The sequence below is a fragment of the Parabacteroides sp. TM07-1AC genome (assembly GCF_003480915.1).
Classification (GTDB): Bacteria; Bacteroidota; Bacteroidia; order Bacteroidales; family Tannerellaceae; genus Parabacteroides; species Parabacteroides chongii.
This window is the reverse complement of record NZ_QUKD01000001.1, coordinates 388,420-408,536: the sequence shown is the minus strand read 5'-3', so window position 1 is coordinate 408,536 and position 20,117 is coordinate 388,420. Positions and strand designations below refer to the sequence as shown.

18 protein-coding genes are annotated in these 20,117 nt (G+C 43.2%); 10 read left to right on the top strand and 8 right to left on the bottom strand.

What is annotated here, in order from left to right:
- The first annotated feature begins 7 nt into the window (after window positions 1–7).
- From DXD68_RS01715 to DXD68_RS01700, 4 genes are all read left to right on the top strand, one after another.
- Window positions 8–1,327 (top strand): V-type ATP synthase subunit B, encoded by a 1,320-nt coding sequence (locus DXD68_RS01715; RefSeq protein ID WP_075557596.1) that lies wholly within the window; start codon window positions 8–10, stop codon window positions 1,325–1,327.
- 94 nt (window positions 1,328–1,421) lie between these two features.
- On the top strand, window positions 1,422–2,045 hold the full coding sequence (locus DXD68_RS01710; protein WP_075557595.1) for a V-type ATP synthase subunit D: 624 nt from the start codon (window positions 1,422–1,424) through the stop codon (window positions 2,043–2,045).
- Window positions 2,042–3,862: a V-type ATP synthase subunit I gene (locus tag DXD68_RS01705; RefSeq protein ID WP_122360023.1), complete on the top strand. Its 1,821-nt coding sequence runs from the start codon at window positions 2,042–2,044 to the stop codon at window positions 3,860–3,862. Before DXD68_RS01710 ends, DXD68_RS01705 begins: the two co-directional genes overlap by 4 nt.
- Window positions 3,863–3,916: 54 nt before the next feature.
- Window positions 3,917–4,369 carry an ATPase gene (locus DXD68_RS01700; RefSeq protein WP_028729164.1) on the top strand — a complete coding sequence of 151 codons (453 nt, stop codon included), beginning with the start codon at window positions 3,917–3,919 and terminating at the stop codon, window positions 4,367–4,369.
- A 64-nt stretch (window positions 4,370–4,433) separates the two neighbouring features.
- On the opposite strand, the gene DXD68_RS01695 is transcribed toward DXD68_RS01700, so the two are convergent.
- The 6 genes from DXD68_RS01695 to DXD68_RS01675 form a co-directional block, all read right to left on the bottom strand.
- The gene (locus tag DXD68_RS01695; protein ID WP_122360022.1) at window positions 4,434–5,819 is read right to left on the bottom strand and encodes an ATP-binding cassette domain-containing protein; all 1,386 of its coding nucleotides are present in this window, start codon (window positions 5,817–5,819) and stop codon (window positions 4,434–4,436) included.
- Window positions 5,816–6,733, bottom strand: coding sequence for an ABC transporter substrate-binding protein (locus DXD68_RS01690; RefSeq protein WP_122360021.1), 918 nt, complete (start codon window positions 6,731–6,733; stop codon window positions 5,816–5,818). The genes DXD68_RS01695 and DXD68_RS01690 overlap by 4 nt, the downstream gene beginning before the upstream one ends.
- 235 nt (window positions 6,734–6,968) lie before the next feature.
- On the bottom strand, window positions 6,969–8,528 hold the full coding sequence (locus DXD68_RS01685; RefSeq protein WP_122360020.1) for a sodium:solute symporter: 1,560 nt from the start codon (window positions 8,526–8,528) through the stop codon (window positions 6,969–6,971).
- The gene (locus tag DXD68_RS24780) at window positions 8,525–8,665 is read right to left on the bottom strand and encodes a symporter small accessory protein (protein WP_337940218.1); all 141 of its coding nucleotides are present in this window, start codon (window positions 8,663–8,665) and stop codon (window positions 8,525–8,527) included. Before DXD68_RS24780 ends, DXD68_RS01685 begins: the two co-directional genes overlap by 4 nt.
- A gap of 13 nt (window positions 8,666–8,678) precedes the next feature.
- Window positions 8,679–9,104 (bottom strand): acetolactate synthase, encoded by a 426-nt coding sequence (locus tag DXD68_RS01680; protein ID WP_122360019.1) that lies wholly within the window; start codon window positions 9,102–9,104, stop codon window positions 8,679–8,681.
- A gap of 32 nt (window positions 9,105–9,136) precedes the next feature.
- Entirely contained in the window at window positions 9,137–10,438 is a 1,302-nt protein-coding gene (locus DXD68_RS01675) for a phenylacetate--CoA ligase family protein (RefSeq protein WP_122360018.1), read from the bottom strand.
- Window positions 10,439–10,643: 205 nt separating this feature from the next.
- Here DXD68_RS01675 and DXD68_RS01670 point away from each other — a divergent pair, with 205 nt between their 5' ends.
- From DXD68_RS01670 to guaD, 3 genes are read left to right on the top strand one after another with little or no spacing between them, the layout of a single operon-like run.
- Complete coding sequence (locus DXD68_RS01670; protein ID WP_122360017.1) at window positions 10,644–12,284, top strand: ATP-binding protein; 1,641 nt, start codon at window positions 10,644–10,646, stop codon at window positions 12,282–12,284.
- Between the two features lie 8 nt (window positions 12,285–12,292).
- Window positions 12,293–12,847, top strand: a complete 555-nt coding sequence (locus tag DXD68_RS01665) for a DJ-1 family glyoxalase III (protein ID WP_122360493.1) — start codon at window positions 12,293–12,295, stop codon at window positions 12,845–12,847.
- A gap of 43 nt (window positions 12,848–12,890) precedes the next feature.
- Window positions 12,891–14,231: a guanine deaminase gene (gene guaD / locus DXD68_RS01660; RefSeq protein WP_122360016.1), complete on the top strand. Its 1,341-nt coding sequence runs from the start codon at window positions 12,891–12,893 to the stop codon at window positions 14,229–14,231.
- On the opposite strand, the gene DXD68_RS01655 is transcribed toward guaD, so the two are convergent.
- Window positions 14,196–15,182: a 4Fe-4S binding protein gene (locus tag DXD68_RS01655; protein ID WP_122360015.1), complete on the bottom strand. Its 987-nt coding sequence runs from the start codon at window positions 15,180–15,182 to the stop codon at window positions 14,196–14,198. The genes guaD and DXD68_RS01655 overlap by 36 nt on opposite strands.
- A 131-nt stretch (window positions 15,183–15,313) precedes the next feature.
- On the opposite strand from DXD68_RS01655, the gene DXD68_RS01650 reads away from it, so the two are divergent.
- Window positions 15,314–16,051, top strand: a complete 738-nt coding sequence (locus DXD68_RS01650; protein WP_122360014.1) for a DUF5131 family protein — start codon at window positions 15,314–15,316, stop codon at window positions 16,049–16,051.
- A gap of 80 nt (window positions 16,052–16,131) precedes the next feature.
- On the opposite strand, the gene DXD68_RS01645 is transcribed toward DXD68_RS01650, so the two are convergent.
- A complete protein-coding gene (locus DXD68_RS01645; protein WP_122360492.1) occupies window positions 16,132–17,400 on the bottom strand; it encodes a DUF5103 domain-containing protein in 1,269 nt (422 codons plus the stop codon).
- 132 nt (window positions 17,401–17,532) lie between these two features.
- Here DXD68_RS01645 and DXD68_RS01640 point away from each other — a divergent pair, with 132 nt between their 5' ends.
- Complete coding sequence (locus DXD68_RS01640) at window positions 17,533–18,882, top strand: Na(+)-translocating NADH-quinone reductase subunit A (protein ID WP_075557432.1); 1,350 nt, start codon at window positions 17,533–17,535, stop codon at window positions 18,880–18,882.
- Between the two features lie 22 nt (window positions 18,883–18,904).
- Window positions 18,905–20,107 carry an NADH:ubiquinone reductase (Na(+)-transporting) subunit B gene (locus DXD68_RS01635; RefSeq protein WP_122360013.1) on the top strand — a complete coding sequence of 401 codons (1,203 nt, stop codon included), beginning with the start codon at window positions 18,905–18,907 and terminating at the stop codon, window positions 20,105–20,107.
- Window positions 20,108–20,117: the final 10 nt, after the last annotated feature.

The following is a 20,117-nucleotide window of genomic DNA, read 5'->3' as shown; positions in this document are numbered from 1 at the left end:
AGAACGTATGGCAACAAAAGCATTTCAAAAAATATATACGAAGATTACCCAGATCACGAAAGCTACCTGTTCGCTGAAGGCAACGGGAGTTGGGTATGACGAGCTGGCTTCCGTAGACGGCAAGCTGGCACAGGTGGTAAAGATCATCGGTGACGAGGTTACGCTGCAGGTGTTCTCCGGTACGGAAGGTATCCGTACGAATGCCGAAGTGGTATTCATGGGCAAAGCGCCTACGCTGAAAGTAGGCGACCAGTTGGCCGGACGTTTCTTCAATGCGTATGGCGACCCGATCGATGGTGGTCCGATCCCGGAAGGAACGGAAGTGGAAATCGGTGGCCCGTCTGTAAACCCGGTTCGCCGTAAACAGCCGTCAGAACTGATCGCTACGGGTATTGCCGGTATCGACCTGAACAATACGCTGGTAACCGGACAGAAGATCCCGTTCTTCGCCGACCCTGACCAGCCGTTCAACCAGGTGATGGCGATGGTAGCCCTGCGTGCCCAATCGGATAAGATTATCCTTGGTGGTATGGGTATGACCAACGACGACTACCTGTTCTTTAAAAATACATTTAGCAACGCCGGTGCACTCGATCGTATCGTGAGCTTCATCAATACAACCGAAGACCCGTCCGTAGAACGTATCCTTATTCCGGATATGGCGCTGTCGGCTGCTGAATACTTCGCCGTACAAAAGAATGAAAAGGTGCTGGTATTGTTGACCGACATGACCAACTACGCGGATGCCCTGGCGATCGTATCGAACCGTATGGACCAGATCCCGTCGAAAGACTCTATGCCGGGTTCACTTTATTCCGACTTGGCAAAGATCTACGAAAAGGCGGTACAGTTCCCGGCAGGTGGTTCCATTACCATTATTGCGGTAACGACTTTGTCCGGTGGCGATATCACACACGCCGTGCCTGATAATACCGGTTATATCACCGAAGGTCAGTTGTATCTGCGCCGTGATAGCGATGTCGGTAAAGTAATCGTCGACCCGTTCCGAAGCTTGTCACGTTTGAAACAGCTGGTAACAGGAAAGAAGACACGCGAAGATCACCCGCAGGTGATGAATGCTGCCGTTCGTCTGTATGCCGATGCTGCCAATGCAAAGACCAAGATGGAGAATGGTTTCGACTTGACGGACTACGACAACCGTACACTGTCTTTTGCAAAGGATTATTCGGAAAAGCTGTTGGCTATCGACGTAAACCTCGACACAACCGAAATGCTCGACGTGGCATGGGGCTTGTTCGGCGAATACTTCAAACCGGCGGAAGTGAATATCAAGCAGGAGTTGGTAGACAAATACTGGAAAAAGTAAGAACGGTCCGCAAACCGTTCCATTCGGATGAAAAAAGAATTTCTCTCGGAAGAAACCGGAATTCCATCCGAAAGGAATTAAAAAACGATATAATATGGCAATAAAGTTTCAATATAATAAAACCTCTCTTCAGCAATTGGAAAAGCAGCTGAAGATGCGCGAGCGTTCCCTGCCTACGATTAAAAGCAAGGAAAGTGCGTTGCGTATCGAAGTGAAGCGGACCAAGGATGAAGTGACCAAATTGGAACTTCAGCTGGAAAAAGAGATTCAGAGCTACGAGAACATGGTGGCTTTGTGGAACGAGTTCTCTCCCGAACTGATTGCGGTGAAGGATGTGACACTCTCTACGAAGAAGATTGCCGGTGTGATCGTTCCTGTATTGGACGAGATTCAGTTTGAGATCGGACATTACAGTCTCTTTAATTCCCCTGCCTGGTTTACCGATGGTGTCGAGCTGCTGAAAAAGCTGGCGCGTACCGGGATAGAAGCCGAGTTTTCGGGAATGAAGCTGGAGTTATTGGAGCATGCCAGGAAGAAGACCACTCAGAAGGTAAACCTCTTTGAGAAGGTACAGATCCCCGGCTATAAAGATGCGATCCGTAAGGTGAAACGATTTATGGAAGACGAAGAAAGTCTTTCCAAGTCGTCACAGAAGATCATGCGGGCTAACCAGGAAAAGCGTAAAGCAAAAGAACAAAAAGAGGAGGCTGGCGTATGATAGTAAAAATGAGTAAATATGCCTTTATGGTATATCACAGGGAATATGATTCGTTCCTGGCACAATTGCGCGAACTGGGTGTCGTGCATGTGAAAGAGGGAAAGTCTATTCTTGATAATGCAGAACTTCAGGATATTCTGGCTATACGTAAGCGTGTCAACTTGTTAATGCGCTTTTTCAAGAACCTGAATTCAGGAACGAAAGACCTTCAGTTGGCTCCGGCCCGTGAACTGGATAAGAAAGCGGGACTGAAGTTGATCCAGAAGATCGAAGAATTGCAGGATAAGAAAGTGCAACTTCAATCTGTCAAGGCATCCCTTGAAAAGGATATTGCTTATATGGAGATCTGGGGTGATTTCAGTTGGGCTAATTTCAATCGTCTGAAGAAGGCTGGATATGATATTACGTTCTGGACTTGCCCGACGGCTAAGTATGAACCGAAATGGGGTGATGAATACAATGCCGTATTGATCAACAATTTCCAGTCGGTTACTTATTTCCTTACTATAACGAAAGTCGGTACGACGATCGACATAGATGCGGAACGTCCGAAGATGCCGGACAGAGGCTTGCAGAAACTGAATGCACGTCTCGACCTGTTAAAGCAGGAAATGAAGGTATTGGATGCTGAAATGAAAAAGCTGGCAGCGTCTGATTATAATACGCTCGATTTGTTTGACAAGAATTTGCAGAATGAGTTCAATCTGTCGAATGTGCTTGTGCAAACCGATCGTCAGGCAGGCGATAAGTTGATGTTGCTGGAAGGCTGGGTACCTACTGAAAAGGCGCAGGCAATGGAGGAAGCTCTTGAAAAAGATGGCTATTTCTATCAGGCATTGGAGATCGAAGAGGGGGATAAAGTTCCTATCCTGCTAAAGAATGGTAAGTTCGCCAAGTTGTACGAACCGATCACGCGGATGTTCTCTTTACCTAACTATGGCGAGTTTGACCCGACACCGTTCTTTGCACCGTTCTTTATGTTGTTCTTCGGACTTTGTTTCGGAGATGGCGGATACGGATTACTGGTAATGATCGCTTGTACGATCCTGAAACGGAAAGTCAATCCGGATTTCAAACCGTTCCTGAGTCTGTTCCAGTATCTCGGACTGGCGGCACTGATCGTCGGTACTTGTACAGGATCGTTCTTTGGTATCGCTTTGGTCGATATACCGGCTTTCGCATCGGTGAAAGATTACTTCGTTTCGAGCGATAACCTGATGACGTTCTCGATCATAATCGGATTGGTACAGATCCTGTTCGGAAAGACGATCGCAGCACTGAAGATCATGTCACAGAAGGGCAAGAAATATGGCATTGCACCGTTGGCATGGGTATTCATTATCCTGGCATTATGTCTTGTTTTCGGTTTACCGATGCTGGACGTACAATTGCCGGAAGTAGTGAAAAATATCTTCCTGGTGATAGCCGGACTGGGATTGTTGGTAGCCTTCCTTTACAATACGCCGGGTAAGAATATCTTCCTGAACTTCGGTACAGGTCTGTGGAATACCTATAACATGGCTTCCGGACTGCTGGGTGATACATTGTCTTATATCCGTCTGTTCGCTATCGGTCTGACCGGTGCGATCCTGGGAGGCGTATTCAATTCGCTGGCTGTAGATATGACGGAAGGTATGAACATCGTATTGCGTGTGATCTGTATGTTGCTGATCCTTTTGGTCGGCCATGCGATCAACATCGGTCTGTGTACCATCAGTTCACTGGTTCACCCGCTCCGTCTGATCTTCGTAGAGTATTATAAGAATGCAGAGTTCGAAGGTGGCGGTAAGGCTTACCAACCTTTCAAAAAAGCATAAACAAAACGTGATTTAAATAATAACAAAAAAATAATTAAACAAACAAATTTCATTATGGAACCAATTTTATTAGCTTATCTTGGTATTGCGTTGATGACAGGTTTAACCTTTATCGGCAGTAGTTATGGTGTAACAATCTGCGGTAACGCAGTAGTAGGAGCAATGAAGAAGAACCCGGATGCACTGGGTACTTACATCGCATTGAGTGCGTTGCCTTCTTCACAGGGTTTGTACGGATTCGTAGGTTATTTCATGATGCAGAAATTCCTGGTTGCAGACATTACCATGTTGAATGCAACAGCGGTATTCGGTGCCGGTCTGGTATTAGGATTTGCAGGTTTATTATCTTCCATCCGTCAGGCAGAAGTTTGTGCAAACGGTATTGCCGGTGTTGGTGCTGGTCATAACGTATTCGGTGCAACAATGGTAATGGCCGTATTCCCTGAGTTGTATGCTATCTTGGCTTTGCTGGTTGTTATCCTGATCGGCGGAACTCTTCCGGTGTAATATTTAGTATTTAACATAGTAGTATCCCCTGTTTTATCGGTTGATAAGACAGGGGATTCTTAGTTTATATATAATTGACAACCGTTAGTCGAATGATCACCGAAGCAAGGCGGTCTATTTCTTCCTGGTCGTGTGATGTGAAAATAATAGTTTGTCTGTAGCCTGCCTGTCGCGCGATTATACGATCGATAATGCGGATGGTAAGTGCTTTATCCAATCCTTTGAACGGTTCGTCGAGAAGCATCACTGCAGAGGGATATGCCAATGCCCGGGCAAGAGCGACGCGTTGTTGTTGCCCGTAGCTGAGTTCGTTCGGATAACGCTTTTGAAATGCTTCCATTTCGACAATCTCCAATGCTTTCCGGGCTTCCTGTTCCGAATAGGCAGGATCATAGTCGGATGCCAGCGGCAGACAGATATTTTGCATGACCGTCAGATGAGATAAAAGTTCCGGCTCCTGAAATACAACAGAGAATAGTTGTTGTTTACCTGATGATACTTCTCCATGGAGAGGCTTCAGTGAGCCGTCCAACAGATTCAATAAAGTGGTCTTTCCACTACCCGAAGGAGCTTTTATGCCATAAATGACACCCGGCTCGAAAGTATATGAAAAGTGGGATAATACTTTGGTATCGGCATACCGGAAAGTAACATCCGTCACTTTTATAGGATAAACAGGGGAGATGTGATTATTTTCCCGCGTCGTATTGCTGAACTGTATGTTCCATTTTACTTTCGACAGCAGGTTAATTCCCTTATCAAAGAAGAAACTTATCAGAATGGCTATAATAGTCCAGGCAATCAATTCCGGCACAGATATAAAGAGTTGTGCACGTTTCATTTCCCCGCCAATCCCAAAAGCACATTGTGAGAGGACTTCACCCATAATGATCGCACGCCAGCCGAATCCGATGGCAGAGGTAAGTCCGCTGAACAGGAACGGTTTGAGCTGGGGATAGAAAATGTGCATCAGCTTGTTTTTACGACTGATCCTGAACTGGTCCGCCATGATGGAAAGTCCGGGGTTCAGATTGATAATTCCTTTTGTCAGGTTTTCCGCCAGTAAAGGGAACATGGTCAGAAAGGCGATCATCAATGGAATCCCCTCAGGATCAAGAAAGATCAAAGCCAATAAGATGAAAGAAATAACCGGAACAGACCGCATAATCGTCAGCAACGGTCGGGATAGCTCATAAAGCAGCTCATAACGGGCAAATAAAAAGGCTGCCGTAATTGCGGCAGCGAACGACAGCAATATGCCGGATATACCACGTAAAACGGTAGCAAATATGCTTTTATAAAAGGTTCCGGTGGCAAACAATTGGAATAAGGCTTTTATAAGATCGGGAACCGATGGTATCAGTTCCGGTTGATCCATAGAAAGGGCTGTCAGTTGCCAGACCAGCAATAACAGGCATATAGATATAAATGAGATCAGTCCTTTTTTCATTGTTTCTCCGGCATAAAACCATTGTCCGGAAGTTTTCCGCCGATGGCTTTCGGTTCATATTTTTCTATCAGACGAAGGAAGTCAAGGATACTCTCTTGGGCTTCTGCCGTTGACAGGTATTTAATTTGACATCTTTCTATACTTTCCGGTGTCAGTGATCCGGGTATAAATATATTCCGGTTTTCAAGTATCCGGATCGTTTGTTCCGGTTGGCTGACTGCAAACTGGCAGGATTCATTCAACAGACTGTCTAGTTCAGCTCTTTTCCCTTGTAACGCAGGTGTATATACAATGGCAGTCTGGGAAAATCCGGGAGAAAGACTGTCAGGATTGTTCAGGCTCTCTTGAATATAGATCGTACTGTCTTTCCGGAGGATAAGGCTTAAAAACGGTTCAGCCATTACGGCTGTCTGAACCTGACCGCTAAGCAACCCCTGGCTTATCTCGCGGGGAGTAGAGAAAGAATAATTCAAAGAATAAGTCAATCCGTTTTGTTTCAGATAGTAGCGGGTTAAAATATCCGGTGTAGTACCTGCACCAAAGACATGTAAAGTATTTGTTTCCCGGGAGAGAACATCAGTATCCTTCTTTTTAACAATATAAAGGTTTCCCCACACAGGACATCCCAGTAAAGCGTATTTCAGTCCTTTGTTATATAAATTAGCTGCATTGATCATGGGGAGTGCCGCCAGATCTGCTTCACCTTTTATCAGCAACGCCTGCATTTGTTCCGGCGAGTCCACTATATCGACCGACAACCGTTTACCTTCTATTTCGGGAGAGTCTTCAATCATCTTGGCGAATGCTATAACAGAAGGACCGCGGAGAACGGCAACATGGAGTACATTCCGCCCTTTTTCCGTTTTATTACAACTGCATAAGATCAGAAGAAACAGACAAAAGTATTTGATCATCTTTTTTGAGTACAAAGGTAAAAATTTAGGACTAATAGATAAAATAAAAAGAAAGGAGGTCTATAAAACATTAAAGGTTGTCATCACGACAACCCCTAACCAACTTTGTTAACCTTAAATCTAATACTATTATGAAAAAACCACAGTACAAATGTACAGATTTTTTCATAAGTAGCAATAGTTAAAATGCTAATGTATGTTTTCTAACATGTAATAAATATTAATGTGTTTCATATTATATGTTATTAGCCTTTTTCTGCGTCATCAAGCTGACTATGATGATAGCAGCGACCGACAACGGAAGAGCAAACAGAATAGGATCTATTGCAAACCAGGGGTATACATCGATCAGTACGTCTTTTCCGGTTAAAGCTTTGCATAAACCCACTGCACTTGCTTCTGCTTTATGAAGGAATAACATAGCAAACATACTTGCCAATGCGCCGGTCCACAGGCTTGCTAAAGCACCTTGCCTGGTTGCCTTTTTCCAATATAAAGCACAGAAATACGCAGGAAGGAATGTAACTGCACAAACTCCCATGAATAAGGCTGTACCTCTGGCTATAATACCTGCACTCAACGTGTAACAGATTATGTAACTCAACAGAATGGAACACAAAACGCCTATACGGACTCCCATAGTGGAATTGGTATTTTTACGGCGTCCGAGATTCGGAAAGGCATCTGCCCCGAATGCAGCTCCCATAGTGTGGAACTGTGCGCTTAGGGTAGACATGCTGGCGGACAGGATACACAGCATAAAGACTGCACCGAACCATTCCGGCATGGCCCGGTCTATAAATAACGGAATGATCTTATCCATATCTTTTATTGCTTCGGAAGCCACAACGCCTTCAGTCTTTATAAAAAACAGATTAGACAATGCTCCGACATGATAGATTGCTCCGACAGTAACAATCAGGAATACACAACCGATAAGCACTCCGCGGTTCAATTGTTTGGTACTTTCTACCATCATAAAACGCACGACTAATTGAGGTTGCGCCAGACAACCGATACCTACACCCAAGATCAGCGAAGTAACCAAAGTATACCATTGAGGTGAACCAGTGACCGGCATCGCTGTCCATCCCTGATGGCCCAGTTCCTTGAAGCGGTCGGGGACAAGATGTGAAATCTCTGTCAGTTTTTGATTCGCTTCTATGAATCCCATATCCATTACATGGTAAAACCAGAATAAAAGGAACAACATGCAACCGAACATGATAACGGCCTGCAATGCATCCGTATATAAAACACCTTTGATCCCCCCTGTAATTACATAGGCAGCAACGATCAGCGTAAATATCAGCAGTGCCAGATGCAGGTCGATATGGAACATCTGTTCGATAAAAACAGCTCCTCCTTTCATGACGACAGCAGCATACAACGGCATCCCTATAAATATAACCGTAGCTATGAATATCTGGATACTACGCGAATTATAATGCATCCCCAACAGTTGCGGAAATGTACGTGCATTGTGCTCTTCTCCCAGCTTCCGGGTTTTTCTGCCGAAGAAAATAAAAGCCACAACCACTCCCATAAACATATTCAACAGGCACAACCATTGAATACCCATACCGAAAGTGGCGGCAACACCGCCAAAACCAACGATAGCTGATGCGGAAATAAATGTAGCCCCATAAGAGAGAGCCATAACAATGGGGTTGACTTTTCTTCCCCCTAATAAGTAATCACTGGCATTTTTTGTCTGTTTATATCCTATATAGCCTAACCAGGCAATAACGAACATGTAAACAATAACAATAATTCCAAGGGTAAGGGTACTCATTTATCAGATTGTTTAGGGTTATCACTCTCTTTATCTCCTTTATTCCAATAGGTAATTCCGAACCATAAAGAAAAAATTAAACACGCGAAGGCTAACAAGTAGGCTAACCAGATACCGGGATCTTCTATTCCGAACATTTGTTATTTGTTTTTATAATTTCATCAAGTCGCTTTCGCAGATATATTCCAGATTCTGACGACGGATCACTTCGCGGGCAGCTTCCCGGTTATTGGTGCGCAGAATCAGGATCGATTTGTCATTCAGAGAGAAACAGTACATATATTCGATACTTAAACCAGCTTTTGTAAAGTGTGTCAGCGTTTCAGCAAAACTTCCTGCACAAGAATTGGTAACGATCGCCAATACATCTGTAAGGTTTGCACTTACATTATTACTCTTCAGTATCTTATATGCTTTTTGAGGATCGCTTACAATGATGCGTAGAATACCATACTCCGATGTATCCGCAACTGTCGCAGCAATGATCCGTATCTTCTCTTCAGCAAGCAAAGCCAGGATTTCACTAAGTTTTCCATATTTATTTTCCAGGAAAATAGAAATTTGATTTACTGTCATAGCTGTATCTTTTTATTTGTTGAACAATTATTTTAACAGAACTTACGCAAGTCTTTTACTCTTATGGCTTTGCCTTCCTGCACAGGTAATGAACCTTTGGCTACCAGTTTCAGACGCGGAGTGAGTAGCAGTTCGTCTTTCAGTTGTCTTGTAATATCTTTGGCAAGACGTTGAAGCACACTGTAATCGTCTGTAAACAGGTCGCTTAGTTCTACTTCGATCAGCATTTCGTCGCTGTTGTTCACAGTTTCGAGTGTGATCAGGTAGTTGCTGCCCAGCTCTTTGAACTGCATTAATATCTTCTCAATCTGAATAGGGAAGAGGTTGACACCCTTCAGGATGATCATATCGTCGCTACGTCCTTTGAACCGGGCCAGGCGTTTGTGAGTTCTTCCGCAAGGGCATTCGCCGGGGATGATACAAGTTAGGTCGCGGGTACGGTAGCGTAACAATGGCATTGCCTCCCGATTGATCGTGGTCAATACCAGTTCACCGACTTCTCCTTCCGGAACCGGTTGCAATGTTACAGGATCGACGATCTCGACAATGGTATAATCTTCCCAGATATGTAAGCCGTTTTGTTCAGTACATTCGAAAGCGACACCCGGACCGTTCATTTCTGACATACCGAAACAATTGTAAGCTTTTACGCCCAGCAATTGTTCAATGCGTTTACGCTGTTCTTCCGAATGAGGTTCGGCACCGATACATACAGTATGCAGTTTGGTATCCTTACGTGGGTCCAATCCCATTTCATACATCACTTCCGCCAGGCGGGTTGCGTAGCTGGGAATGATATGCAGGCAGGTCGTTCCAAAGTCTGTAATGAATTTGATCTGGCGTTTGGAGTTGCCGGCAGCGGCAGGAACGGTCAATGCCCCCAGTTTTTCCGCTCCGTACTGAAATCCCAAACCACCGGTGAACATACCGTATCCGGAAGTATTCTGGAAGACATCCGTATCCCGTAAACCGACCATATACATACAACGTGCTACCTGATTCGCCCACTGGTCCAGGTCTTTTGCCGAATGTAATACCACGGTCGGGTTTCCGGTCGTTCCGCTTGAAGAGTGTATTCTCACACAATCCTTGAGAGGGATAGCAGCCATTCCGAACGGGTAATTATTACGCAAGTCGTCTTTCGTTGTGAAAGGGATTTTCTGCAGGTCATCCAGTGACTGGATGCTATCCGCTGTTATGCCGTTGTCTTTTAGCACTTTACTGTAGAAAGGGGAGTGTCCGGCTAATTCTATTGTTTGTTTCAGTCGTTCTAACTGTAGTTTATTCAGTTCTTCACGACTCATCGTCTCAATATCTTTCTGCCAATACATCATAGCTTTTTCGTATTATATTGTGTTTAATTCATGTAATTAGACTGCAAATGTATCTTTTATTTTGGATTGGAGCAGCATTTTATATTAAAATAATGGGTATGGATGAATTAAATCGGTGTTTTTCAAGGTTCAATGAAAAATATATTTACATTTGCTATTCGATATAAGCAGCTATAATTAATATACAAGCCTTAAAATCTAAGAAATGAGAGAATATGAAAATTATTCAAGAGAAGAATTGATTCAGCGCATTAAAGAACTGGAAACAAATCTTTCCCAATCTGCAAGAAATGATGCAGAAATAGAAGAAATGAGTGAGAATCTTGCCAAGCAACGCAAGATCAATTTCCTGAGTATATTAATGAACACAATTCTGTCGAATGTTTTCGTTGCAATTAGTGTAAAAGATATTTTCGATGGGTTTAAGTACATCTACTTTAATCAGGCTGCAGAGGATTTTACCGGGGTCAATGCATCCGATGTATTAGGAAAAACGGATTTCGAGCTTTATCCGGATCCTCGAAGAGCCCATGAAATAAGAACAGAGGATTATTCTACGATAAAGAACGGGAGAACACAGAAGGTTATGGTGGAATATGAAAAACCCGATGGTGATATTCGGATCGTAAATACAATTCGTTTGTTGATAACCAATCCGGACCCGGGAGCTTCTCCTTTATTGTTAGTAATGTTATGGGACGTTACCGAGCAGCGGCAAAACGAACTGGACTTGATCAAAGCACGTGAAGCCGACGAAATGAAGAATGCTTTCATTGCTAATATGAGCCATGAAATACGTACCCCGCTGAATGCAATCGTTGGTTTCTCTAGATTGATCACTGAAACGGATAATGACAGTGAACAACAGGAATATCTTACTATTATTGAAAATAACAGCGATCTGTTACTCCAATTGATCAATGATATTCTGGATTTTGCGAAGATAGAATCAGGGACATTGAATTATAATGTTTCGTGTGTCGATTTGAAAGATATTTGCCATGAAGTATATGTGTCTCAGTCATTGAAAATGACTTCGGATGTTGCTCTGTTATATAATGGAGATATGCTGCCTTCTGTTAAGTTACAGACTGATGCACAACGTGTTGAACAGGTTCTTCTGAATCTTCTCTCCAATGCGATAAAATGTACAAATCAAGGTTTTATATCACTGTCCTATAAATTGGAGGAGGGGTTTGTACGGGTTTCTGTGACAGACACAGGAATAGGTATCGCGAAAGAAAAGCAGGATACTATCTTTGACCGTTTTGTGAAGCTGGATGATTTCAGGCAAGGTACAGGCTTGGGATTATCAATATGCAAGATGATCATTGAAAAATTGGGCGGGAAAATAGGAGTAGAATCGGAACGGGGAAAAGGCTCTTCTTTTTGGTTTACATTACCCTTAAACGCTTCATTTTCATTTTTGGATGAAAAAGTTGACGGAAGTTTGCCTGATAATATTCCGGAAGCATTACCCGGGCAATATACTTTACTGATAGCAGAAGACGTATTGGAAAATTATCTTTTGATACAAGCTGTTTTAAAACAGCAGTATCGTTTGATCTATGCGGTAAACGGATTGCAAGCCGTACAGATGTTCAAAACTTATAAGCCGGATCTTGTCTTGATGGATATAAAAATGCCGATAATGGATGGCTTTGCTGCAACTTGTGAAATCAGGAAATTATCTCCGGATATTCCAGTACTGGCTCTTTCGGCTTTTGCCTACGACAAGGAAAAAGAGAAAGCAAAAGAATGTAATTTCAATGACTACCTGGTAAAGCCGGTCGATATCCCATTATTAAAATATAAGATAAAGTATTATCTGAACAAAAATAAATGATAAGCATTATGAAACAAGCATTTGTATTCCTGGCTACAGGATTTGAAGAAATTGAAGCATTGGGCACAGCCGATATATTGCGCAGAGGTGGTGTCAGGGCTACTACAGTCTCTATCGATGGAAATAAACGGGTCATGGGAGCACATAATATTCCGGTAGTTGCCGATTATGTATTTGAAGATGCTGACTACAGCTCTGCGGATGCTTTGATCCTTCCGGGAGGAATACCTGGCAGTAACCATCTGAACACCTGTACCCGGCTGAAAGAGTTGGTAATGGAGAAATATAAGGAAGATAAAATACTGGCTGCCATATGTGCCGGTCCTATGGTTCTCGGAGGATTAGGATTGTTGAAAGGGCGCAAAGCTACTTGTTTCCCTTATTTTGAACCGACAATGATTGGAGCAATCCCTACAGAGAACGGTGTGGAGCAGGACGGCAATATCATTACTTGTAAAGGTCCGGGATTCGTTTTTGATTTTGGTTTAACTATTCTACGGGCACTTCGTGACGAAGAAATTGCACAGGAAGTTGCAGCTGCTCTCTTAGTCAATTATAAGTGAATTTTTGTATCTTTGGTCATTAGAACCAACAACAGGTAAGAAAATGAATGAGCCGATATATTTATACAGGGGAGAAGTCTTTTACTTTAAGTCTTCTCCTTTAGAATCAAAAGACTGCTATTGTTATTTTTCTGACGGGCTTCTGGTGGTTTCGGAGGGGAAGATTGTGGAAACCGGTGCATATGAAGATATAAAAGATCGTTATCCGGGAGCATCCCTCACGGATTACTCCGGTAAATTATTGATGCCGGGGTTGATTGATTCGCATGTTCATTATCCGCAATCGGAGATGATCGGTATGTATGGCAGACAGTTGCTTGACTGGCTGAACGAATATACGTATCCGACGGAAGAAGCCTTCAGTAACCCGGAATATGCAGAGCGGGTAGCCCGTCTCTTTGTGAATGAGCTTTTCCGTAACGGAACGACAACGTGTATGGCTTATGCCACGGTTCATAAGGAATCGGTCAATGCGCTTTTTTCCGTGGCTTCCGATTATAACATGCTGATGATGACCGGTAAGGTGTTGATGAACCGTAATGCTCCACAGGCTTTGACAGATACGGAAGAGTCCGGAGAAACCGATAGCAGGGAGCTGATCGAGACCTGGCATAAGAAAGGGCGTAATCTGTATGTGATTACTCCCCGTTTTTCGATCACTTCCACACATGGTCAACTGATCAGTGCAGCCCGCTTGCATGAAGAATATCCCGATACATATATCCAGACTCATCTTTCAGAAAATAAGAATGAGATAGATTCGACACTTTCTCTTTCTCCGGAATGTTCTGATTACCTGGAAGTCTATGAACGTGCCGGACTAGTGACGAATCGTTCTGTATTCGGACATTGCATCCATCTTTCTGATTCGGAATGCCGGCGAATGGCAGAAGCCGGAGCGATAATAGCCCATTGCCCGACATCGAACCTGTTCTTGGGAAGTGGCTTGTTCGATATGCAACAGGCTAACAGGATCAATATACAGACAACGCTTGCCACAGATGTGGGGGGAGGAACTTCTCTTTCTCTTTGGAAAACAATGGCAGAATCTTATAAAGTACAGCAATTGAATGGTTATTCGATGTCTGTATTTGAGTCATTATATAAATGTACTCTCGGTACAGCCAGGGCGTTACAGCTGGATGATAAGATCGGTAGCTTTGAAAAGGGAAGAGAGGCTGACTTTATTGTTGTCGATTGCATGGCAACCTCTTCCCTGCAAATGCGCAAAAATTATCTTGAACGTAATGGGAAATGGAATCTTGAAAACAAATTATTCGGTGTTCAGACATTAGGGGATGATCGTAATATTTTAGCTACTTATGTAGCCGGAAAGCTTGTCTACCTATCAGATGCGTGCAATCATCAGGAAACAGGTATGTAAAACGACTGTAATGATGATCCAAAGGCGTTCGGCTGTGGCCGGACGCAGTTTTAAAAAGCGATACTCCAATCCGCTATGTTTACAGGCAGAAAGGCAGTCGCCACAATACGTACAGGTATAACCGAGTTTTCCCTTTTCAATATTTTCTTTATGCAAAGCATCATATTTACAGGCTTTCAGGCAAGCCATACAATGGGTACAGTTCGTATTTAAGCTGACCCGAAAAGGAGAGAGTTTCTTCATAAAAGAAACCAATGTCCCTATTGGGCAATAGCTGCTGCAATGGATCATTTTTCTCTTTCGTCGTGAAAGAGTCAGCATGATTCCTAATCCGATTATTCCGACTGTAACTCCTGCGAGTGTTGCGATCCAGCCTTCAGCTCCTGCTAGTCTTAACGTGATGGCTCCGGCAATTACTAATAAAAATACGCTGTAACGTAGCTGTCGATGATAGCGAAAAGCTGTTTTTTCTGTTTTGCCTTTTGCGCTCCAGGCATCAAATGCTCCGAAATAACAAAGCTGACTGCACCAGGCAGGACCGGATAATAACAGCGTGCTCAGGAAAAGTATCGGCATGAATAATCCTTCCATCCGGTACAAAGGCCCTGCAAGTATAACAGCGGGAACCGGTAAATGCAGCTTTCCCGTCATAAGAAATATGGGATCGACAAGGATTCCTAATAATAATTGTCCGAAGAAAACAATGGAAAAAAGTAGCCATGCCCTAATTCTCCATTTCGGACGTTCTTTGCGGTCTTGCATTTTATAGGAGAGTATTGCTCCGTAAATAACAGCTATGCCAATTTGGATCCAACCTCCGGAGGACATTAATCGTTCTGATAAAAGCAACGGTTTTTCCGGAATAACCTGTACGATAGTCAGTAAGATGGCGATCAGTACGGCTACCAGGATAGAGGTATAAAGATATTTGGGTATAATAACAGTTTTCATAGCATCTGCTTTTTTTAATTCCAGCTTTCAAAGATACTTTTTATATTCAAACATCATAGGGTTATCATATCTCTTTTCTATATTTGCCAGTCCGGAGGAACGTTTAAAAACTAGTTTTGAGGAAATATAGAATGGGACAAAAGTCTTCAATATGGAATCCCTGGCATGGCTGTCACAAATTAAGTGAAGGTTGCCGGCATTGTTATGTATACCGTAGTGATAGTAAATATGGGAAAGATAGCTCTGTTGTTACAAAGACGGAAAAATTTGATTTGCCTTTGCAGCAGAAAAAGAATAAAACATATAAGATTCCTTCGGGAAACCTTGTTTATACCTGCTTTACTTCTGATTTTCTAGTAGAAGATGCGGATGAATGGAGGCAGGAAGCCTGGGCAATGATACGGGAAAGGCAGGATCTTCATTTTCTTTTTATTACCAAACGGATAGACCGGCTGCATAAATGTCTTCCGCCTGATTGGGGAAATGGGTATGATCATGTAACTATTTGCTGTACAATGGAGAATCAAGATAGAGTAGACTATCGTTTGCCTATTTATAAAGCTGCTCCGATAAAACATAAAATCATTATTTGTGAACCCCTTCTTAGTGCAATCGATTTCAGAGGAGAACTGGGGGCATGGGTGGAACAGATTGTGGCGGGAGGGGAATCCGGAAAGGAAGCTCGTGTATGTAATTATGATTGGGTATTGGATATCCGCCGGCAATGCATGGAAGAACATATCAGCTTTTGGTTCAAGCAGACAGGTGCCTATCTGCTGAAAGAAGGACATGAATACAAGATAGCCCGTCAGTTCCAACATTCACAGGCAAGAAAAGCCGGAATTAATTTTGAAGCAGAAAAATCTTAGGAATGAATAATTAGCTCTAGTAAAACCAAACATCCCGGTCTCTTAGATAAAGAACAACCAGGATGTTTAGTTTAGCTTAATCAAAATACCTGCATGGCATTTTTAACGCTTGTGACTCCGATGAGCCGGTCATATTGTGTTCCCATAGGGCGATAATAGACGTAGATGGTATATTCGTTTTCCGTCTGATAATAATTGCCTTCTATCGGTCCTGTTTCTCCGACAGTACTGCCGTTCGGTACGAACAGATACTGATAATTATAACTTCCTTGTTTTAGAAGCACTGCCTTTTCATATTGGTGAGTTTCAAAATTATACCCCATCTTACTCTTTTCATCGAGTACATTATGGTACAGTTCGCCATTCAGATAGACACTTCCGTCGAGAAAAGGATCGCACGCCAAGGCAAAATGAACAATGAAATAATCCGCTTCCGTATCCGGATCGTCACAACTGCTGCAACGGATAAAGAAACGACCGTCCTGATCCTGGTCATACTGGTATGTTTGGTCACATCGTTTGTGATCCGTCATCAGCTCAACATTGTAGTAGGGGTTGTGAAAAGAAATACTTTCCACATGCATTCCGTTATATTTTGTGCTTAGAAATTCTGTACGGCGATATTCATTCCCTGCAGGGAATATCAGACTCCGGTTGTAAGAATATGTGATCTGATTCTCAGCGATGGACATAGGTTGAAGGCCTGAGACTGCATTATCTCGGCGATTATCCTGATAAACGAATATCTTCAGGTCGGTTTGCGGATATGGAATAGGAAAGTTCTTGTTATTGATACTGAAACTGACCTGCTGATGGCTCTGATTGGTATCGATATCGGTATTTCCGCTTACAGATGCAGAGATGCCGACCATCGGTTCTACCACCGAAAAACAGGCCGTGAGAATTATCTGGTCAGGGATATCTTCATTATAAATCTGCACGGCATAATTACCCGAAACTTTAAACTGTATGTCGTCATTCGGCAACAGCAGATTATAGTTTGTGTATTGCGTCGTGGTGTTAATGGAATTCGCGAAGTCATCTATTGTTAATCCCTGAAAACCACTCATATATTGAATGGGAGAGAGGATGGACTTCTGCCAGTTGGCATCACAATGGATGATGGAGTAGGAATAACGGACACCGCCCTGTTCCAACGCATCGAAGTTGATCTGGATCTGCTGACCTCCATTCAATTCGATATAAGGCTCGGAAATAAACTCTCCGGCCACCTTCACCTGAAGGGTTTTTATCAGCTTGCTGTTAACGTCGGTAAAGTACGTTTGCTGAGCATTGGCCTGCATTACAGCGGCACAAAACAACAAAAATAATAAACAATGTACTCTCATTTTCATGTCTCTTTCTTTGACGGTACAAAATTATGGAATTATTTCTTTAATTATTTCTTTAATCCTGCTTTAAAGCATAAAAATTTATGTACTTTTGCGGGAAAATTACATATAAACAATTTTAGTTGTATCATGGCAAATGTGATTAAGATTAAAAAGGGTTTAGACATTAATCTGAAGGGCAAAGCTTCGGACGTACTGTTAAACACCGGGAAAAGCGACAGTTATGCTATCGTCCCCGATTATTATAACGGTATTACCCCCAAAGTTGTTGCTAAAGTAGGAGAAAAAGTCAAAGCCGGTTCTGTATTGATGATCGATAAGAACCGCCCGGAGATCAAGTTCGTTTCACCCGTTAGCGGTGAAGTAACTGCCGTAAACCGAGGAGAGAAGCGTAAAGTGCTTAGCATCGTAGTTAAGCCGGACACGCAGATCGAGTACGAGGATTTCGGTAAGAAAAATGTGTCTTCACTGAAAAGTGAAGAGGTAAAAGAAGCCCTGCTCAATGGTGGTATGTGGCCTTTTATCAAACAGCGTCCGTACGATATCGTAGCTACGCCGTCAGATGAGCCGCGTGACATTTTCGTGTCTGCGTTCTATTCTGCACCGTTGGCTCCGAATTTCGATTTCATTTTGAAAGGACAGGAAGCTGATTTCCAGACCGGGTTGGATGCATTGGCAAAACTTACCAAAGGTAAAGTGTATGTCGGCGTCAGAAAAGGTTCTTCCGTGAATGTGAAAGGTGTTGAAACGGTTGAGTTTGAAGGACCACATCCTGCAGGTAACGTAGGGGTACAGATCAACCATATCAAACCGGTGAACAAACTCGAAGTAGTTTGGGTGGTAAACCCGGCAGATGTGATCGTTATCGGTCGTCTGTTTAACAAAGGTGTAGCTGATTTCAGCCGTTTGGTTGCTATTACAGGTTCTGAAACAACAGAAAGAGGATACGTTAAAACTATTTCCGGTTGTACGATCAACAGTTTGGTTGCAGGAAAGATCCTGGAAGGCAAGGAAGATCTTCGTATCATCAGCGGAAATGTGCTGACCGGAACGAAAGTTCGTAAAGACGATTATTTGGGTGCTTACGATAATCAGATCACCGTGATCCCTGAAGGAGACAAAACGTATGACTTCTTCGGTTGGGCAACTCCGGGATTCGGAAAATACAGTGTAAGCCATTCTTTCTTTACCTGGTTGGCTCCGAAGAGCAAAGAATATGTAATCGATGCACGTATCAAAGGAGGTAAACGCGCCATGATCATGTCGAACGAATACGAAAAAGTATTCCCGATGAGCATCTATCCCGAATACCTGCTGAAAGCCATTATCGCTTTCGATATCGATAAAATGGAAAATCTGGGTATCTATGAAGTTGCTCCGGAAGATTTTGCACTTTGTGAATTTGTTGACACTTCCAAGATCGAGATCCAGAAGATCGTACGTCAGGGATTGGATCTGTTATACAAGGAAATGAATTAATAACATAAAAAATTAGAATACATTGAAAGCGTTAAGGAATTACCTCGACAAGATTAAGCCTAACTTTGAGGAAGGCGGAAAGCTGGCGATGTTCCGTTCTGTATTCGAAGGTGTTGAAACATTCTTATTTGTTCCGAGCACCACTTCGAAATCAGGCGTGCATATTCACGACTATATCGATTCTAAGCGTACCATGACTGTGGTTATTATCGCTTTGTTGCCTGCTTTGCTTTTTGGTATGTACAATGTCGGCTATCAACACAATCTGGCTGTTGGTGCTGATCCCGGATTTTTGATGACATTCATCTTCGGTTTCCTGGCTGTACTGCCTAAAATTATTGTTTCGTACGTAGTAGGGCTGGGTATCGAGTTTGCTGTTGCCCAGGTGAAAAAAGAAGAAATTCAGGAAGGTTTCCTGGTTTCCGGTATATTGATCCCGATGATCGTTCCTATCGATACTCCGCTGTGGATGATCGCTGTGGCTACTGCTTTTGCAGTTGTTTTTGCCAAGGAAGTGTTCGGTGGTACAGGTTATAACGTATTTAACGTTGCATTGGTAACACGTGCATTCCTGTTCTTTGCTTATCCGGCTGCCATGTCTGGTGACCAGGTATTCGTTCGCACAGCCGATACATTCGGACTGGGTGCAGGAACAGTAGTTGACGGTTTCTCCGGAGCCACTCCGCTGGGACAGGTTGCTATTGCCGGTAAAGATATGATCGGTTCATTCCAGACAGTTGACGTACTGGGTAACCCGATGACTACCTGGGATATGTTCCTGGGACTGATTCCGGGTTCAATCGGTGAAACATCCGTATTGGCTATCCTGATCGGTGCTGTTATCCTTCTGTATACTCAGATCGCAAGCTGGAAGACCATGCTGTCTGTATTTGTAGGTGGTGCTGTTATGGCTGCTATCTTCAATATGATCGGCACAACGGTGGCTATGTGTGTATCTCCGATCGATCATTTGTTCCTGGGCGGTTTTGCTTTTGGTGCCGTATTTATGGCTACCGACCCTGTGACATCTGCACGTACTGAAACAGGTAAATATATCTATGGCTTCCTGGTAGGAGCAATGGCTATCATTATCCGTGCATTGAACCCAGGTTATCCTGAAGGTATGATGCTTGCTATCCTGTTGATGAATGTATTTGCTCCGCTGATCGACTACTATGTGGTAGAAGCTAACATCAACCGCAGATTGAAACGTGTAATCAAATAATGTAAGAAGG

What these genes read in the sequence shown, in the direction of transcription:
- DXD68_RS01715 (WP_075557596.1), top strand. Translation starts at nt 8, where the DNA reads ATGGCAACAAAAGCATTTCAAAAAATATATACGAAGATTACCCAGATC.
- DXD68_RS01710 (WP_075557595.1), top strand. Translation starts at nt 1,422, where the DNA reads ATGGCAATAAAGTTTCAATATAATAAAACCTCTCTTCAGCAATTGGAA.
- DXD68_RS01705 (WP_122360023.1), top strand. Translation starts at nt 2,042, where the DNA reads ATGATAGTAAAAATGAGTAAATATGCCTTTATGGTATATCACAGGGAA.
- DXD68_RS01700 (WP_028729164.1), top strand. Translation starts at nt 3,917, where the DNA reads ATGGAACCAATTTTATTAGCTTATCTTGGTATTGCGTTGATGACAGGT.
- DXD68_RS01695 (WP_122360022.1), bottom strand. Translation starts at nt 5,819, where the DNA reads ATGAAAAAAGGACTGATCTCATTTATATCTATATGCCTGTTATTGCTG.
- DXD68_RS01690 (WP_122360021.1), bottom strand. Translation starts at nt 6,733, where the DNA reads ATGATCAAATACTTTTGTCTGTTTCTTCTGATCTTATGCAGTTGTAAT.
- DXD68_RS01685 (WP_122360020.1), bottom strand. Translation starts at nt 8,528, where the DNA reads ATGAGTACCCTTACCCTTGGAATTATTGTTATTGTTTACATGTTCGTT.
- DXD68_RS24780 (WP_337940218.1), bottom strand. Translation starts at nt 8,665, where the DNA reads ATGTTCGGAATAGAAGATCCCGGTATCTGGTTAGCCTACTTGTTAGCC.
- DXD68_RS01680 (WP_122360019.1), bottom strand. Translation starts at nt 9,104, where the DNA reads ATGACAGTAAATCAAATTTCTATTTTCCTGGAAAATAAATATGGAAAA.
- DXD68_RS01675 (WP_122360018.1), bottom strand. Translation starts at nt 10,438, where the DNA reads ATGATGTATTGGCAGAAAGATATTGAGACGATGAGTCGTGAAGAACTG.
- DXD68_RS01670 (WP_122360017.1), top strand. Translation starts at nt 10,644, where the DNA reads ATGAGAGAATATGAAAATTATTCAAGAGAAGAATTGATTCAGCGCATT.
- DXD68_RS01665 (WP_122360493.1), top strand. Translation starts at nt 12,293, where the DNA reads ATGAAACAAGCATTTGTATTCCTGGCTACAGGATTTGAAGAAATTGAA.
- guaD (WP_122360016.1), top strand. Translation starts at nt 12,891, where the DNA reads ATGAATGAGCCGATATATTTATACAGGGGAGAAGTCTTTTACTTTAAG.
- DXD68_RS01655 (WP_122360015.1), bottom strand. Translation starts at nt 15,182, where the DNA reads ATGAAAACTGTTATTATACCCAAATATCTTTATACCTCTATCCTGGTA.
- DXD68_RS01650 (WP_122360014.1), top strand. Translation starts at nt 15,314, where the DNA reads ATGGGACAAAAGTCTTCAATATGGAATCCCTGGCATGGCTGTCACAAA.
- DXD68_RS01645 (WP_122360492.1), bottom strand. Translation starts at nt 17,400, where the DNA reads ATGAGAGTACATTGTTTATTATTTTTGTTGTTTTGTGCCGCTGTAATG.
- DXD68_RS01640 (WP_075557432.1), top strand. Translation starts at nt 17,533, where the DNA reads ATGGCAAATGTGATTAAGATTAAAAAGGGTTTAGACATTAATCTGAAG.